Annotated in this window: 14 protein-coding genes; 3 read left to right on the top strand and 11 right to left on the bottom strand. The window is 39.5% G+C overall.

Going from position 1 to position 18,110, the window contains the following annotated elements:
• Positions 1-7 precede the first annotated feature (7 nt).
• Positions 8-1,282, bottom strand: a complete 1,275-nt coding sequence (locus ACP6L2_RS11675; protein WP_440509434.1) for an MFS transporter — start codon at positions 1,280-1,282, stop codon at positions 8-10.
• Positions 1,283-1,432: 150 nt separating this feature from the next.
• Between ACP6L2_RS11675 and ACP6L2_RS11670 the strand changes: the two genes are divergently transcribed.
• A complete protein-coding gene (locus ACP6L2_RS11670) occupies positions 1,433-2,197 on the top strand; it encodes a DeoR/GlpR family DNA-binding transcription regulator (RefSeq protein WP_440509433.1) in 765 nt (254 codons plus the stop codon).
• Between the two features lie 583 nt (positions 2,198-2,780).
• On the opposite strand, the gene rplT is transcribed toward ACP6L2_RS11670, so the two are convergent.
• The 4 genes from rplT to thrS form a co-directional block, all read right to left on the bottom strand.
• Entirely contained in the window at positions 2,781-3,125 is a 345-nt protein-coding gene (gene rplT, locus ACP6L2_RS11665) for a 50S ribosomal protein L20 (protein ID WP_440509431.1), read from the bottom strand.
• Positions 3,126-3,228: 103 nt separating this feature from the next.
• Complete coding sequence (rpmI, locus tag ACP6L2_RS11660) at positions 3,229-3,429, bottom strand: 50S ribosomal protein L35 (protein WP_344675965.1); 201 nt, start codon at positions 3,427-3,429, stop codon at positions 3,229-3,231.
• Between the two features lie 37 nt (positions 3,430-3,466).
• Positions 3,467-4,030, bottom strand: coding sequence for a translation initiation factor IF-3 (infC, locus tag ACP6L2_RS11655; RefSeq protein ID WP_344675966.1), 564 nt, complete (start codon positions 4,028-4,030; stop codon positions 3,467-3,469).
• Positions 4,031-4,047: 17 nt separating this feature from the next.
• The gene (gene thrS / locus ACP6L2_RS11650) at positions 4,048-5,973 is read right to left on the bottom strand and encodes a threonine--tRNA ligase (protein WP_440509428.1); all 1,926 of its coding nucleotides are present in this window, start codon (positions 5,971-5,973) and stop codon (positions 4,048-4,050) included.
• 315 nt (positions 5,974-6,288) lie between these two features.
• On the opposite strand from thrS, the gene ACP6L2_RS11645 reads away from it, so the two are divergent.
• Positions 6,289-6,912 (top strand): 7-carboxy-7-deazaguanine synthase QueE, encoded by a 624-nt coding sequence (locus ACP6L2_RS11645; protein WP_440509589.1) that lies wholly within the window; start codon positions 6,289-6,291, stop codon positions 6,910-6,912.
• Positions 6,913-7,038: 126 nt separating this feature from the next.
• Here ACP6L2_RS11645 and ACP6L2_RS11640 read toward each other — a convergent pair whose 3' ends face one another.
• The 4 genes from ACP6L2_RS11640 to ACP6L2_RS11625 form a co-directional block, all read right to left on the bottom strand.
• Complete coding sequence (locus ACP6L2_RS11640; protein ID WP_440509426.1) at positions 7,039-7,161, bottom strand: hypothetical protein; 123 nt, start codon at positions 7,159-7,161, stop codon at positions 7,039-7,041.
• Between the two features lie 245 nt (positions 7,162-7,406).
• Positions 7,407-8,807, bottom strand: a complete 1,401-nt coding sequence (locus ACP6L2_RS11635; RefSeq protein WP_440509424.1) for an arylsulfatase — start codon at positions 8,805-8,807, stop codon at positions 7,407-7,409.
• 2 nt (positions 8,808-8,809) lie between these two features.
• The gene (locus ACP6L2_RS11630) at positions 8,810-9,883 is read right to left on the bottom strand and encodes a Gfo/Idh/MocA family protein (RefSeq protein WP_440509422.1); all 1,074 of its coding nucleotides are present in this window, start codon (positions 9,881-9,883) and stop codon (positions 8,810-8,812) included.
• Positions 9,884-9,902: 19 nt separating this feature from the next.
• Entirely contained in the window at positions 9,903-11,159 is a 1,257-nt protein-coding gene (locus ACP6L2_RS11625; protein ID WP_440509420.1) for a Gfo/Idh/MocA family protein, read from the bottom strand.
• A 116-nt stretch (positions 11,160-11,275) separates the two neighbouring features.
• Here ACP6L2_RS11625 and ACP6L2_RS11620 point away from each other — a divergent pair, with 116 nt between their 5' ends.
• The gene (locus tag ACP6L2_RS11620) at positions 11,276-12,547 is read left to right on the top strand and encodes a DUF819 family protein (RefSeq protein ID WP_440509418.1); all 1,272 of its coding nucleotides are present in this window, start codon (positions 11,276-11,278) and stop codon (positions 12,545-12,547) included.
• An 819-nt stretch (positions 12,548-13,366) separates the two neighbouring features.
• Here the strand turns inward: ACP6L2_RS11620 and ACP6L2_RS11615 are convergent.
• Together ACP6L2_RS11615 and ACP6L2_RS11610 are read right to left on the bottom strand one after the other, a co-directional pair.
• The gene (locus ACP6L2_RS11615; protein ID WP_440509416.1) at positions 13,367-14,419 is read right to left on the bottom strand and encodes a phytase; all 1,053 of its coding nucleotides are present in this window, start codon (positions 14,417-14,419) and stop codon (positions 13,367-13,369) included.
• Positions 14,420-14,437: 18 nt separating this feature from the next.
• On the bottom strand, positions 14,438-17,230 hold the full coding sequence (locus ACP6L2_RS11610) for a TonB-dependent receptor (protein ID WP_440509414.1): 2,793 nt from the start codon (positions 17,228-17,230) through the stop codon (positions 14,438-14,440).
• Positions 17,231-18,110: the final 880 nt, after the last annotated feature.

Genomic DNA, 18,110 nt, shown 5'->3' with positions numbered 1-18,110 from the left:
TTTATTCTTAATTGCTCGATAAAAGAACGGCTTCTGTTTCCTTTGGTTTTTCCTTTTTCACCATGGTCCATAAAATCAGAACAGCTATTGGATGCATAAATGCCATCGCAATGAATATAGTTCCTGCCCCTAATGAACCCATCATCTGTCCCACAAAATAATTGAACAATACAGCCCCTAATGCTCCAAATCCACCTGCTATACCTAAAACTGAAGCCACATTCTTTACAGGGAAAGCCTCAGCAATAACCACTGAAATGGTAAACAACCAGGACAAACAGGCCACTGCCACTAAAGCAAAGATGAGAATGGTTAAATAGGGATTGTTGACATAGGCAGTCAAGCAACACAGAGGCGCAAGTACCGCAATACTACTCAACATGATTTTCCGAGCTAATAGGGGTTCCTTTCCGCTTCTCACCATTTTATCAGACCAAGCAGAGGTAGCTATCGCGCCTAAATCAGCTACTAAAAAAGGAATCCAACCAAACATACCAATTTGTGCCAAGGTAAGTCCACTTTCCTCTTGTAAGTAACCCGGCAACCAAAACAAGCAGAAATACCAAACGGGATCACTTACAAAACGAATCAACAGGATACCCCATAAGGTTTTAGTATTCCACAATTGCCCCCAGGTAAAACTAGGCTGTTCACCTGCCGCAGCATCTACTCCTACAGCTTCATTTCGAATCTCTGCAGGCGGTTCAGTATAAACCAAGAACCACAACAAGGCAATGATAAGCCCAACTATACCGGCGACAATAAATACCGTATGAAAATCATATTGCATAGCCAACCAAGCAACCAATGGAGGGGCAATGATAGCACCTATGCTACTTCCAGCCACACAAAGGCTATTAGCCGTCGCTCGAAGTTTCCCGGCGAACCAAACCGTTATTACTTTTAATTGAGCAAGGAAATTCGTTGGTTCAGCAGCTCCAAGCATTCCACGGAAAAACAAGAAAGACCCAAAGGTTCTTGACAAACCTCCACCCAAACAAGCTGTTGACCATCCAATAATTCCGAATAACATGACTTTCCGCTCACCAAAACGATCAACTAACCAACCCGACACTGGGTACATCAATGCATAAAATATCGTGAAGACATTCACTACCATAGCATAACCATCATCTCCCAAATCAAACTCAGCCTTCAGCATGGGCTTAAGGATAGAAACGATCTGCCGATCATAATAATTGAATACAATCGCCAAAAAGATAATAAAGATGATAAACCACCTTCTTCGTTTAGCTGGAATTGGAATTGTAAAACTCGACATAAAGTAGATATTGGTTATTGTATCTTGTTGACCTTAGAATCAAATGTATAAAAAAAGAATACAAATAAAAGATTTTTAAATAAAAAAAAACAATTCCTACCTTCGAAAAAGTAAACTATATTTGTTAATATATTAACTTAAAATTTAATTATGATGAATATTACTGATAGACACGAATTCATCCTAAAAAACCTAAAGGAGAAAGGAAAGATAAGTATCGATTGGTTATGTGAAACGATGAAAGTTTCTAGTGTTACTATCCGGAAGGATTTAAAAGTATTAGAAGACAAAAGTCTTTTGTTTCGTATAAAAGGCGGTGCTTCCATCACAAATCCGTATGCAATTGATCGTCCAATCTTGGTCAAGGAATCAATCAACAGCGATGAGAAACAACGCATTGCACAGGAAGCTTTAAAACTTATCAAAAACAATGACTCCATTATGATCGGTTCTGGCACAACGGTCTTTACATTGGCGAAAAACTTGGAATCTAATCACGGATTAACAGTAATTACTCCTGCCTTAAAAGTAGGCTTAGAACTCAGCAATAAGATCAATATCGAAGTTTTGCAATTAGGAGGTCTTATTCGTCCAAACTCATCATCTGTGGCTGGACAGTACGCCATGCGGATATTAGACGAAATCTCCTGTGGCATTTTATTCCTGGGAGCTGATGGAATTGATTTAGATTTCGGGATTTCCATTAGCAACCTTTCTGAAGCTACTTTAAACCAGAAAATGCTATTAAGTGCACAAAAGGTGGCCATCCTTGCAGACAGCTCTAAATTCGGAAAACGAGGCTTAGGAAAGATCTGCGAATTGGTCGATGTAGATTATATAATCACAGATAATAAAGTATCCCCAGCTACTGTGAAAGCTATTGAAGATTTAGGAATAAAAATTATCCTAGCATAGCGATTCTACTCACATAACTCCTATTTATAGAAAAAAGATTTTTAACACATTGATGTTTAAAAATCTTTTTTTTATTTTCGAATTAGCTAATCGTTAAACATCCAATAGCTGTTTTTGAATGAAATTAGCTCTATAATTATGGTTAACCCTGCTTTAACACTAAGAATACTTTAATTTCTTATTATATTAACATTACTTAATTAATTTTGAAATGTTTTTAAAGTCTTTTATACCATATTTTAAACAAGCATCCAAAAGGAATACCGTAGATAAAACATACATTTAAATGAGCTTTAAAGAATAAATATCAACACAAACTAAACAAAAAAGCTACCCATAGGTAGCTTTTTTTGATGCTATAATATTTCCAATACTCCGGCTAATCATCATCTCTATACTTTCCTCCCTTTCCCCAAACCTTATCTCTTTCGATCTTACTCTATACCCTTTCAGACCTAATATCTAACAGCGAAGCGATCTCACATCTCACATCTAATAGCGTAGCGGTCTATAAACCAAAAAGCCACCCCTTTACAGGAGTGGCTTTGAATACCTAACAAATTGACAGCGGTTTAAAAAATCTTTATTTTACTGCGTCTACAACTGCTTTGAAAGCATCTGGGTTATTTAAAGCTAAGTCAGCTAAAACCTTACGGTTCAAACCTACGTTTTTAGCGTTTAATTTACCGATCAACTGAGAATAAGAAATTCCGTGTTTACGAGCTCCAGCGTTAATACGTTGGATCCATAAAGCTCTAAACTCGCGTTTTTTGGTTTTACGGTCGCGGTAAGCGTACTGTAAACCTTTTTCTACTGTATTTTTAGCAATAGTATAAACTTTGCTACGGGATCCGTAATAGCCTTTGGCTAATTTAAGGATTCTTTTACGTCTTCTTCTAGAAGCAACTGCGTTAACCGAACGTGGCATAATTATTAAATTTTAGTTTGGTATAAGGTGTTACGTTTTTCAGCAAGCTTACTACCCGATACCCGGTTAAAAATATTGTTATTTAAAAAAAATTGTATAAAACTTATTTACCGATACCTAGCATACGTTTAACGTTGCCTGTATCACCATCAGAAACATAGCTTGTTTGTGTTAAGTTACGTTTTTGTTTGGTTGTTTTCTTAGTCAAGATGTGGCTTTTGAAAGCATTTTTTCTTGCAATTTTACCGGTTCCAGTCAATTTGAAACGTTTCTTCGCGCTGGAATTGGTTTTAATTTTTGGCATAATACTATAAATTTTATATCAATCTGTTAGATACTACTTATTTTTTAACGGTGGTCTTTGGTGCCAAGGTCAAGAACATACGCTTACCTTCTAATTTAGGTAGCAATTCTACTTTACCATATTCCTCCAATGCCTGTGCGAATCTTAACAACAAGATCTCTCCTTGTTCTTTAAACACGATTGCACGACCTTTGAAATGTACATATGCACGTACTTTCTCACCGCTTTCCAAGAAACGCATCGCATGCTTCAATTTGAATTCGAAGTCGTGTTCTGAGGTATTAGGTCCGAAACGGATCTCCTTGATCACGGTCTGCTTAGCGTTAGCCTTGATTTCCTTTTGTTTTTTCTTTTGCTCGTATACGAATTTACTGTAATCGATAATCTTACAAACAGGAGGCGTCGCATTAGGTGAAATTTCCACCAAATCTAATTCCAATTCATCAGCGAGTGCTAAAGCTTGTCTAGTCGGGAAAACTCCTTGTTCTACATTGTCTCCTACTAAACGCACTTCGGGAACTCGGATATGCTCGTTTATACGATGCTCAGGTTCCTTTTTTCTGATAGGGCCTCTATTGCCGAAATTGTTACTTTTTGCCAAATGTTTCCTTAATTAAATTAAACAGTTATTTCTTTTATTATTAAATCTTTAAATTCTGTAGCGGACATTGATCCTAAATCTTGACCACCATGTTTACGAACTGAGATCTCCCCACTTTCCATCTCCTTCTCGCCTACGATCAACATATAAGGGATTTTCTTAACCTCTGCATCACGTATTTTGCGACCTACCTTCTCATCACGCAAGTCAATCAGACCGCGAATATCGGAATTATTTAGGGATTCCAAAAGTTTTTGCGCATATTCTTCATATTTTTCTGACACTGGTAAGACGATAAACTGCTCAGGCGCAAGCCATAACGGGAATTGTCCTCCACAATGTTCGATCAATACTGCAACAAAACGTTCCAATGAACCAAATGGCGCACGGTGAATCATAACTGGACGGTGCTTCATGTTGTCACTACCAGTGTATTCCAGCTCAAAACGCTCTGGCAAATTGTAATCTACCTGAATAGTTCCCAATTGCCATTTACGTCCTAAAGCATCCTTCACCATGAAGTCTAACTTCGGCCCATAAAACGCTGCCTCGCCATATTCAACTACGGTTGGCAGGCCTTTTTCAGCAGCAGACTCGATAATAGCCGCTTCTGCTAATGCCCAATTCTCATCAGACCCGATATACTTTGTTTTGTTTTCCGGATCACGAAGTGAAACTTGTGCTGTAAAATCGTTGAAACCCAAAGCTCCAAACACATACAACACCAAGTCAATTACCTTCTTGAATTCCTCTTTTACCTGGTCTGGACGACAGAACAAATGCGCATCATCCTGAGTAAACCCACGTACACGAGTCAATCCATGTAGTTCACCAGATTGCTCATAACGGTAAACTGTTCCAAACTCCGCAAAACGAACTGGAAGTTCCTTATACGAGCGAGGTTTCGTTTTATAAATCTCACAGTGATGTGGACAGTTCATTGGTTTTAACAAGAACTCCTCACCATCAACCGGTGTTTTTATCGGTTGGAAAGAATCCGCACCATATTTCTCATAGTGACCTGAAGTGATGTACAATTGCTTATGACCAATATGCGGCGTAATTACAGGCTCATAGCCCGCTTTAATCTGCGCACGTTGCAAAAAGTCTTGTAACTTCTGTCTCAAGGCAGTTCCTTTAGGCAACCATAATGGTAAGCCCATTCCTACCTTCTCAGAGAATGCGAACAATTCCAATTCACGACCCAATTTACGGTGATCGCGTTTTTTAGCTTCTTCAATGAACTTTAAATATTCAGTCAATTCGGAAGCTTTAGGGAAAGTAACCCCATAAATACGAGTTAATTGCTTGCGAGTCTCATCACCGCGCCAGTAAGCACCAGCAACGTTAGTTAACTTCACAGCTTTAATTACACCTGTATTCGGGATATGCGGTCCACGACATAAGTCAGTGAAATTCCCTTGTGTATAGAAGGTAATTTTTCCATCTTCTAGATCTTTGATAAGATCCAGTTTGTACTCATCACCCTTTTCGGTAAAGTATGCTAAGGCATCAGCTTTAGAAACGGCTTTACGTTCGAAAACCTCCTTTTGCTTAGCCAATTCCACCATCTTATCTTCGATTTGTTTAAAATCATCAGAAGAGAATTCACGATCTCCGAAATCTACATCATAGTAGAAACCCGTTTCGATGGCAGGACCAATACCAAATTTAATCCCTGGATATAATGCTTCTAAAGCTTCTGCTAACAAGTGAGCTGAAGAGTGCCAAAAGGTGTTTTTTCCTTTATCGTCATTCCAGGTCAACAATTTTACAGAAGAGTCGTTTTCAATTGGACGTGAAGCATCCCATACTTCGCCATTTACCTCAGCCGCCAATACGTTACGCGCTAAACCTTCGGAAATGGACAAGGCTACTTGCATCGCAGAGGTACCTTTTTCGTACTGACGGACTGAACCGTCAGGTAGTGTAATGTTGATCATACTACAAATTATGATATCATCTTGTTAAAATTCACGATTCCTTTCAATGTCTACAAGTACCTTGAAAATTGGAATCACCTTAATTAATCGAGGTACAAAAATACGAAATTTTTATGGCAAAATGAAATCGAACACGCTCATAATTCAATTTCTCGAGAACTGGAAGACAAACCTCAAATCTTTTATTTCGATAGGCTGAAGGCCTTTTTTATTGGCTAAGAATAAAAGCCAACCATGCACAACCAACAGTCAAAAGTGGAGATGTTACTTAATTATCAAGACTTATCCCTAACTTTGCAGCAAATTATCAATACTATGGCAAATCAAGTTCCAGAAGACGGCAGTTTTCTTCCATTAATGGAGGAGTTTTACACGATACAGGGCGAGGGATATCATACTGGAAAAGCAGCATATTTCATCCGCTTAGGAGGTTGTGATGTTGGTTGCCATTGGTGCGATGTAAAAGAAAGCTGGGATGCCGAACTCCATCCATTGACTTCTGCGGAAGAAATTGTAGAGCATGCCAAACAGCATCCTGCAAAAACAGTGGTGATTACTGGAGGTGAACCTCTATTGTATAATTTAACCTACCTAACCCAAAAGCTTAAGGAAGCAGGAATCAAAATCTTCTTAGAAACCTCAGGTGCATATCCTCTGTCGGGTTACTGGGATTGGATCTGTCTTTCTCCTAAGAAGTTCAAAGGTCCTAGACAAGATGTCCTCAGTGCAGCAGGCGAATTGAAAGTCATCGTCTTCAATAAAAGCGATTTCGAATGGGCAGAAGAACATGCCAAATTCGTGAGTGCCAACTGCAAGCTATATCTGCAACCAGAATGGTCCAAAGCAGCAGAAATGACCCCACTAATCATTGATTATGTAAAAGATAACCCAAGATGGGAAATCTCCTTGCAGACGCATAAGTATTTGAATATACCGTAGGAGAGATATGAGACCGCTTTTTATAGTATTTAGTATTTAGTACAGAGTAGTTAGACCTATTGGCGGGCTAGTTTTTATAGATCTTTATAAACGGTCGAAGCATGCTTCGACCCTACAGTTAGGGAATTAATTGCCAATATTTTCACGAATGTTTGTAGGGGCGATGCATGCATCGCCCGCAATCCACCAATCTTCTTCTTTTTCCCTATCCAATAAATCCTTTAAACCATTTTTGTATCGGGCGGACATACCGTTCGTCTTCGTCGGGGATAAATCCCCTTCCCTCAAACTCACTCAGTACCGCCCCTACCTTAGGTGCTACCTGGAAAGAAGTAATAATTTATAGATCGATTAGTGACATGCGGTCGAAGCATGCTTCGACCCTACAAAACACCATTATCACACTTCCTATCTAACAGCGAAGCGATCTCATATCTCATATCTGGCAGCGAAGCGATCTCACTTCTCACATCTAATAGCGCAGCGGTCTCCTTCTACCAGTCAAATACCGCGCTTTCTGTTCTACCTTCAGACATGATTTTCTTGGCTTTTTTCACAAGCTCAGGATGTTGAGCAGCGATATCATTTTTCTCAGCGATGTCCGATGGTAAATGATATATAGCAATTGGGGCATCAGGATTTCCTTTTGCTTTTAGGCGAATTGCCTTGTAGTCACCCATACGGAGACCTTGCTTACCGCCTCCTTCGTGGAATTCCCAGTATAAGTATTCATGCTCTTTTTGTTTTCCTTTTTCTAGTAAGCTTGGCACAAAGCTGATACCATCCGTCTGTTTCATGCCTTTGGCACCTGCTAACTGCAATAAGGTAGGCGCAACATCCCAAAATGCAGCAATATGGTTACTACGGGTGTCCGCTTTCACTTTCGCTGGCCATTGTATAATCATTGGTGTGCGAACTCCACCTTCATAAACATCACGCTTATTACCACGGAAAGGACCTGAGCTATTGAAGAATTCCGGATCTGCTCCACCCTCACGGTGCGAACCATTGTCAGAAGTGAAAAGAATAATGGTATTATCCAAAATCCCTTCCTCCTTTAAAGCATCAACAATTTGTCCAACATGTTTGTCAAGGCGAGTAACCATAGCGGCATAAGTTGCATGTGGCTTAGCTTGAGAAGTATAACCAACCCCTGCATTGGGACCATAATCATTGCCTTTGAATGGTTTTTCCTCAAATTTACCGTCATACATTTTAAAGATATCGTCATTAGGAACGATCAATTCCGCATGTGGCAAAACCGATGGAACATACATAAAGAATGGACCATCTGGATTATTATGAATAAATTGTAATGTCTTTTCCTGAATCAAATCCGGAGCATAAATATTGGTATGCGCCAAATCATTTCCCTCAAGATCAATCCTTTTCTCATCATCCCACAGATGCGTTGGATAGTAACGGTGTGATTGTCTTTGGCAATTGTAACCATAGAAGACATCGAACCCTTTTTTTAGTGGATCACCAGTAGTACCGACCATTCCTAACCCCCACTTACCAAAGGCACCAGTTTTATAACCTGCGGCTTTTAGGTTCTGTACAAAGGTTTCAATATTCGCTGCCAAAGGTTCCTGTCCCTCAGGTACTATTTCTTTATTTCCACGGATATAGGTATGACCGGTATGTTGCCCTGTCATTAAGGACGACCTTGAAGGCGCACAAACCGGTGCACCAGCATAAAAGTCCGTGTAGAGCTTGCCGTTCTTAGCAAGTTCATCAATATTTGGCGTCAAGATTTTCTCTTGACCATAAGCACCAACATCGGCATAACCTAAGTCATCTGCCAGGATAAAAATAATATTAGGTTTTTTGTTTTGTCCATAAACTAGGCAGTTTACTCCTACAAAACAAATTAATAGAAAGCGTTTTAACATGATTATAATTTCATAATTTGACCGGTTTTCACCGATTCATCGCAAGCAATCGCTATCCGAAGACTATTTAAGGCATCTTGCATAGACTTCGATAAGTCTAAATCTTCCGCTATAGCCTTTAAAAAGAAGCGTTGCTCTCGGTTACATAATTCTTGATGGTCAGGTTCGTCGTTTAGGTCGATCCACTCATCTTTTTTAATAAACTCATTTTCTTGGTTAATGTCTGCAAAATGAACTTTCAACGATTCCGTTTTAGTATGCGATTCTACTGAATCCGAATTACCGGCTTTTCCGGCATCATTGGCTACGATGGATACACATCCTTTAGGTCCAATGACATCTTTGACAAAAAAGGCGGTCTCACTGATCATCGGTCCCCAACCCGCTTCATACCAGCCCACACTTCCATCATCAAAACGAATCTGCAATTGCCCGTAATTGTAATTGTCTGCCGGAATATCATCAGATAATCTAGCGCCAATAGCGGAAACACTGATCGGTTTGGCATCAGTCATCTGGCACATCACATCGATATAATGAACACCACAGTCAACAATCGGACTTAAACTCTGCATCAAATTGCGATGCACATCCCACATATATCCATGGCTCTGTTGATTAAGATTCATACGCATCACCAAAGGATAACCTAAGGTTCTGCTCACTTCAATAAACTTTATCCACGATGGGTGTTGACGAAGGATGTAGCCAACTACCAATTTTTTATTCGCCTTATTGGCTGCTTCAATTACCTTTTGAGCACCTAATACAGTATCTGCTAATGGCTTTTCTATGAAAACATGTGCTCCAGCCTCAAAGGCCATTATAGCATAGGTTTCATGGGTATCCGGATAGGTTGAGATACAAACCGCATCGGGGTTAGTAGTAGCTAAGCCCTCCGCATAATCGGAAAACAAGGCATAATCAGCACCCAATTGGTTATTTAACTTTTCCTTACTTGCACCACGGGAAACCAAACCCACAATTTCAAACGCATCCATATCGTGGTATGCTTTCGCATGAGAAGCTCCCATGTTACCACAACCAACCACTAAAATCTTAATTCGTTGACTCATTTTCTATTCTGACAATAACTTAGGTAGCTAATCCTGGTCTTGGAATTAATGCCTTATCAATTGGCATTTCCCAATTGTACTCGTCAATACTTGGACCATAAACTTTCGTGGAATTCTCAATCTCATCTAAACTGATGATTTTCCCAGCATAAGCAGCTTCCCTACCCCAGATAGCTAGTAAAGTAGAATCTGCCATAAAATCCCCATCATTGATCACTTGTTTATTGCGAATGGCAGCAAACAATTCATTATGTTGAGTTTGATACATATTATCTGTCTTTCCAGCAAACTTCCAAGGGTTCTGCCCAAAAATCTCATAACTACTTAAAATCCCAACTTTCATAGCACCTTTGCTGCCAACAGCTTCAACTGTATTTCTCGGCTGGGTACCGTTCTGTTGGCGACCAAAGTGGAATCCCTTCACGCCATCCCCGTAATCAAATTCAATAGCGAAATGATCGAAAACATTTCCAAACTTGTCCCAAGGTCTACTTTGACGACCTCCGGTGCCCGATACAAATTTTGGAAGCCCACGGTTCAACATCCAACTCATAAAGTCAATGCTATGTACCGTTTGTTCAACGATGATATCCCCAGAGTAACGTTGGTAATAATACCAATTGTGCAATTGGTAATCCAAATCTGACCAATTTGCCTGTCTAGGCTTTTCAGTTAATTCGCCTCCTAAGCGGAATGTACTAATGGAAAATATATCGCCAATTGCACCTCCGTGAATTTGTTTCGCCAATTCCCTATTCGGATTGGTATAACGAAAACAAAAACCAGAAACTAGATTCAGCTTCTTCTCCTTAGCAAGTTTTACAGCCTCGCGAACTTTATGTACGCCAGGTATATCTACCGCCATTGGTTTTTCACAAAAAACATGCTTCCCTTTTTGAATTGCAAAACTCAATTGGTCAGGTCTAAAGCATGGTGGTGTAGCCAACAATACCACATCCACATCGCTGGAAATTAATTTCTTATACGCATCGAAACCCACATACTGTCGTTTCTCTGTTACTTTTACACGATCCTTGTGGGCTTCTTTAAGACTAGCTAATGCGGTATCTAATTGTGTTTGGAATATATCCGCCAATGCCACGATTTCCACATCGGGGTCTGCGTTCAAAGCTTGAAATGCTGCTCCGGTCCCCCGACCGCCACAGCCCACCAAACCTACTTTGATGGTTTTCTTTGCACCCATTGGTTCGGGCACATCTAAAGTCGTAGCACCTAGAAGGATACCACTACTCTTAATAAAATCTCTACGGTCCATTACGTATTTATTATTGCGATTTAGATTGATCTATTCATTTCCTATTTTGGGTAAAAACGAAAAATAGTCAATGGAAATAGTTATTTTCACAGCAAATTAACAATTATTACATTTTTATGCAAATAACCGAAACCGAAACCCTCCCTTTGGTAAGTAACACTTCTGTTGTACTGGGACTGCTTATGGTCATTCTTGGTTTAGTCTTCTATACCTCGAACTTATCCAATAAATATGTAAAAGGATTTTACAATATTATCCCGCCACTATTGTTATGTTATTTTTTACCTGGTGTATTAAATTCATTACATATTATCGATGGTGCAAACTCTCCGCTTACTGGTGTTGGCAGTAATTACTTGCTTCCTGCCTGTTTGATTTTGTTTGTATTGAACCTGGATTTAAAAGAAATGTGGGCCCTACGAAAACGTGCCGGATTAATGTTTATCACCGGAACGATAGGTATTGTGATTGGTGGTCCATTAGCCGTTTATCTTACAGCATTGGTTGCACCAGAAGTTGTAGGTGGTGCTGCACCTGATGAGGTATGGAAAGGATTAGGTTCTCTTGCAGGTTCATGGATTGGCGGAAGTGCCAATCAGGTAGCCTTAAAAGAGATCTTGCAACCTTCGCCTAAGGTCTTTTCTTCAATTATTGCCGTAGATGTATTTGTGGCCTATATATGGATGGCCTTCCTATTATATGGAGCAAGCAAGTCCAAAAAATTCGACAAATTCTTTAATGCGGAGTCTTCTGATGTTGAAGCTTTGAAGGAAAAAATGGATGCAAAAGTAAAAGCTAACAGCCGCAATCCTGAAACGAAAGATTTAATGTACATTATTGCTTTAGCTTTTGGGGGTACTGCTTTAGCGGCTATGTTAGCTGGACCATTGGCAGCTTATATGGGAACGAACTTTCCAGAACTTGCCAAATTCTCGTTAACTAGTACTTTCTTCTGGGTGATTTTCTTTGCATCTGTCATCGGAATTATCCTTTCCTTTACTCCGGCAAAGAAATTAGAATACGTAGGCGCTTCCAAGGTCGCAACTGTATTCTTATACGTATTGATTACCACTATCGGAATGCAAATGGACATTACCGCCATTCTAGACAATCCAGGTTTATTGGTTGTTGGTTTAATATGGATGTCAGTACACGCAATTCTATTATTGATTGTAGGAAAATTATTCAAGGTGCCATTCTTTTACTTCGCTGTTGGAAGTATGGCTAATGTGGGAGGAGTTGCCTCAGCATCGGTTACCTCTGCAGCATTTCACCCATCCCTAATCTCTGTAGGTGTAATCCTTGCTGTATTTGGATACGCCATAGGAACCTATGCAGGATGGTTAACCGCTATTCTAATGCAGATGGTATCTCCAGGGGCAATGTAATTGAGACCGCTGCGCTGTTAGACATGAGATATGAGACCGCTTCGCTATTAGATAGGATGTGTAAAAAAGAAGGTTTGTAGGGCTTGTTTTCTAACGTTAATAATCTTTTATCTTCAAAAAAACGGGCGGACATTCCGTTCGTTTTGGTCGGGGTTAAACCCCTAAACTCACTCAGTACCGCCCCTACCAAACGCGCTATCTAGACAGTTTGCTATTAGCCGCCCAGCGTAGGGGCAGTACTAAGCGCAGCGGAATGTCTGCCCGAAATAAAAAGCGGTATTTAGTAATAAGTACATAGTATTTAGACCTATTGGCGGGATATTAGATTCTCCATTTACAACTCAGAGCGAAGCGAAGAGTCTCCATTCCCCAACAATCGCCCGTCATCTTTCACCGAAGGTGAAAGATCTTTAAACTTTGTCAATCCTATTTAATACAAGAATCGAAAACATTTTTTTAAACGGTCGAAGCATGCTTCGACCCTACAGTTATGGCGGATATGGCGGAAAAAATCATTCTGAAATTAACCGTTTTATGTAGGGTCGATGCATGCATCGACCGCTAAAAACCTTCATTACCAATCCACAAAAACGTCATCTTTCACCTTCGGTGAAAGATCTTCAAACTATACAAATCTTATTTAACACAAGATTTAATTTCATAATATAAAACGGTTGAAGCACCGATAAGCATTGTCTTAAATCTGATGTCTGTTGTCTGATGTCTGTCGTCTGTCGTCTAAACAAAAAAAAAAGCGGTGCAAAGCACCGCCTTTCAGTTATTAACGGTTAAAATACCCTAACCAAGTGAGTATTGCCTTTATTTCTTAGTAATACTATCCTGGAAGATTTGCCAATCATAGTAATGGAATACACGACCATTACTCATGGCAACTAACATACCTTTAGGAAATTTTGTTCCTATCGGCATTGAAATCGCATCAGCACCGTCACATTCGATCGCTGAAACAGGAACTTCTGCTACACGATCATGTTGATGAGGTTTGCCTTGCGCTCCTTCTCGTGGATAAATATTAAAAGAATTATTTTGTTGATTCGAGATTACGATATACCCTGTGCTGTCGCTACTCTTGTATAGTGCAATCCCTTCGTGATCTGATTTAAAATCCTTCTGACCAAAAAGTGCCAATTCTTCATTTCCTTTAGAAGGATCAGCGTAATACTTATGAATACCAAAACCTTCATCAGAATAATAGATATAACCAAGTTCATTATCTACGGCTATGGCTTCAATTTCCTTGCCTCCCTGGAATTTTCCAAAGGCACGTACTTTCTTCCCTTTTACCTGACCAGCATCTTCAAAAAGCTCATATTGGAACAGGTAATTGTCTGGACCTGCAGTTTTACGACCTACTACAGCAAAGATTTTATTGCCGGTAGAATCCTTTTGGGTGTACAAAGCAATCCCCATCGGCGAGCGCTCTGTTTCACCTTCAAATACTGGAATACCACCATTATCCAATGGCTTTAGGTCTGGCAAGCTAAATACGCGAATCATATTCGTTCCACGCTCGGTTAACACAGCGATATCTTGAATCTTTCCGCCGATGTTCATGCCATTGGCAATATCCACATTATTTGGACGATCCAAAGGTGTCACTTTGTTGATGATCTTGCCATCCATATCGAAGGCATAAAGTCCACCAGTCTTTTCGTGCTTGTCCGTACCGATCACCATCACTTGAGTGCTATCATTTGGGTTAACCCAGATGGCTGGGTCATCGGTGTCATTTGGCACCTGCTCAGTCACAATACTAGGTTTTACAGCATTGTCTGCAACTGGAGCCAATTTGCTCGTGCAGGCTCCGAATAACAGAGCCGCCGAGCATACGGTCATGAATTGTATCTTCATTCGTTGAATTTCGTTTGCTTACAGGTCAAATTTCAAACCTAAGGTATATCTTGACTTGTAATATTCTAATTGTTTCATACGGGCAACATCACCTTGGTAATAACGCAATGGTTGATCCGTTAAATTGTTCGCCTCAGCAAAAATGCGTAATTGAGGAGTAATCTTGTAACTCGCGTTGGCATCTAAAAAGAATTGCTTGTCATAATAAGCATCAGTAAAAGAATCCTCACCAACTTCATCTAAATAAGCTGCAGTATAGTTTGCCGATACACGAGCCGAGAATTTACTGTTTTCCCATGATAAGGAACCGTTCAACATGTGAGGTGCCGTTCTAGGTAAACCTAATCCTTCACGCATCACACCATCTGATCCAGCAATACCTTTAGCCTTTGATTTCGTATAAGTATAGTTCGCATATACACCAAATCCTTGTAAAAATTTTCCAGGAAGGAAATCTAACTGTCTTTGGAATGCAATCTCAGCACCATATAAATCTACTTTATCACCATTTCTATGTTGAACCATCTGCCAGTTAGCTCCTGCAGGGATTGGATTAACTTGTGTAGGGAATTCACGAGCAAAATCAGCAGTGGTATAATTTAAGTTCGCATAAGAATAGATGAAGTTCTTCAAATTCTTATAGAATAAACCTCCAGAAATCAAACCGATGTTACGGTAATACTTTTCTAACATAAAGTCGAAGTTATGCGAATAAGTAGCCTTTAAGTCTGGATTACCAGCTGAAATTTCACTTTTCTCAGAAATCACACTGATGAAAGGCGCTAAAGCATAATAATTTGGTCTAGCTAAACCTGTTGAATATGCTCCACGAAGAATAAAATCATCACTGAAGTTATGTTTGATGGAAAGGTTAGGAAGAATATTGGTATAATTAAACTTGTTGCTAATAGTACCTTTTAAATCTTTTTCGTCCAATACGCTATTACCCGTGTAATCAATACGCGTATGCTCTAAACGAGCCCCCAAGATTAAGGTCGTTTTTTCAGATAAGTTTTGATCCCAACGGAAATATCCAGCATAAATCTGTTCCTTAGCATTGTAATTATTCGCTAAATACTCTTTTCCAACAGTTTCTTCCTTGTATTTCGAAGCATCTTTTAAGTCAAGACCTCCTAAATATGCTTTATCAACATAGGTTCCAGGTGCATATTTCTCACCTTGCTCCCATCCCTTGCCATCCCAAGTAACATTTGGCAATGCCGTCATATCTGCAATAGCAGTAGCAGGTGTGTATTTGTAAAAGATATTCTCTCTTTCTTTGGTTTTCAAACGTAATCTACCACCGAAACGGAATCTTCCTTTTTGACCGTCAATAACACTTAATGGCAAACGGAAATTGAATTTACCACCAATTTCATCCTCGTGGGTATTATTATCGTTTTCAGTGATCTCATGGAATTTATATTTGCTAAGATCCGTATTGGTATTTGTCACAAAAGGCAAATAAGTGTCCGCTAAATCTTGACCAAGACTTGCATCTTTCATACGGTATGCAATGTAACGCTCATTAGGACGATCTTCTTCTGCACGTGAATAAGACGCTGACCAATCAAAATCCAATTTAGGCGCTAAAATATGCTCTCCTTGCATCGAGAAATTCATTACACTCTGGCGCTCTAAACGTGCATTCTTATTGGTACTATTGTCAATACCACCTTTGGTCTGACGACTGATTTCACCGATATAGGTTTTCTTAGCATCATCCCATTTCATGTCTTTATAACGTAGTCTATAACGGTTCTCTAAATCGTCACGCCAGTTATACATTGCATTCAATGAAATGCGGTTTCTAGAGTTAAATTCATAATCCCATGCAGCAGAAACACTACGACGAATACGGCTAACGTCGTATTTACGAACATCCATCTCTTTCATAAAAGCATTTCCGTCTTTTTGGTTCCAGACTGCTTCGATATTATTTGAACCAAAGTTCTGCGATTGTAATGTTCCTGAAAGTACGATACCCATTTTATTATCCATAAAGCGGTTACCGTAAATTAATGTTCCATTATAAACTCCTTTTTCACGAATAGGCGCATAACCACCACTTAATGTAGCAGAAATACGTTGTTTGTTAGGAGCTGCACGAGTCACCAAGTTTACCGATCCACCGATCGCATCTGCATCCATGTCCGGCATTAAGGTTTTGTTTACTTCCACAGATGAAATCATATCCGATGGAATTAAGTCCATTTGCACATTACGGTTATCCCCTTCCGCTGAAGGGATACGGTCACCGTTTAAGGTTACGGAGTTTAGTTCTGGAGATAAACCACGTACAATGATATTTCTAGCTTCACCTTGATCATTCTGCATAGTAATACCTGGTACACGTTTTAATGCATCACCAATATTCTGATCTGGGAAACGACCCACTTGATCGGAAGAAATAATATTCGTGATGTTGCTGTTATTCTTCTGTTGGTTTAATGCTTTGGCTTGTCCTTTAGCTAAATCACCAATTACTTGAACCTCATCTAAAGTACGGGTTGCTGGCTCTAAAAAAACCTCAACTGTAGGTTGATTTATACGAACCTCGATTTTCTGTTCATAATGTTTATAACCTAAGTAATCTACCGATAAGGTGTAGCTTCCTGCAGGCAAGTTTAAAAATTCAAAATTTCCATTACCATCAGAAACCGTATAACGATTACCCTCGGTAATACGTAAGGTCGCCCCAGGCATGGAAAATTTGTCGTTATTGTCCATAACTTTCCCCTTTAGAACAGTGTTCTGGGCAAAGCCTAAACAACAAATAAATTGTAATAAAATTAGTAAAGTAAATCTCATATAATACTGGTTTTAAATCCTGGTCAAATTTATATCCTTTAGTTAAAACCATAATTAACTCTATGTTATGAGATTGTTAAATAAGTAGGCTCTAAACTTAATATTATCAATCTGAAGTTATTTATAGCGTAAATTTTTACAATATAGCTCAAGTCAATGAATTATTATTAGCAAAGCCTTGCTTGAAATGAGATGTGAGATGGAGACCGCTGCGCTGTTAGATGTGAGATAGAAAAGGTTTTAGGGAATTTCCAACTCAGAGCGAAGATAAATGAACTTTAGAATTATTTAAGCGGTCGAAGCATGCTTCGACCCTACGGTAATTGCGGTTAGAATTAATAAAATCACGATTGTCTGTAGGGGCGATGCATGCATCGCCCGCATAACACTAATTCTTTCTCCTACCCTTTTTCCTTCCACTTTTTTTTTCCAAAATCTCAAATCTAATAGCCTAGCGGTCTCACATCTCACATCTAAGTCTTTTGCCTTAAATTAAACGGGCGGACATTCCGTTCGTTCTCGTCGGGGTTTCACCCCTTCCATCGAACTCTCTCAGTACCGCCCCTACCTTATCTGCTACCTAGAAAGTTCGTTAATATCACTTTAATAGCCACCCAGCGTAGGGGCAGCACTAAGCGCAGCGGAATGTCTGCCCGATTAAAAAAAGTATCAAGTATTTAGTACAGAGTAATTAGACCTATTGGCGGGTTTGATTTTATGAAGGTATTAACGGTCGAAGCATGCTTCGACCCTACGGTAATTGGGGTTAGAATTAATAAAATTACGATTGTCTGTAGGGGCGATGCATGCATCGCCCGCATAACATTAATTCTTTCCCCCCTCTTCCTATTCTCTTTCTCCTCCCCTTTTTCCTTTCCAA

The organism is Sphingobacterium lactis, assembly GCF_051951495.1.
GTDB lineage: Bacteria > Bacteroidota > Bacteroidia > Sphingobacteriales > Sphingobacteriaceae > Sphingobacterium > Sphingobacterium lactis_A.
The sequence above is the reverse complement of the archived record's forward strand: the minus strand, read 5'-3'. Positions and strand labels throughout refer to the sequence as shown.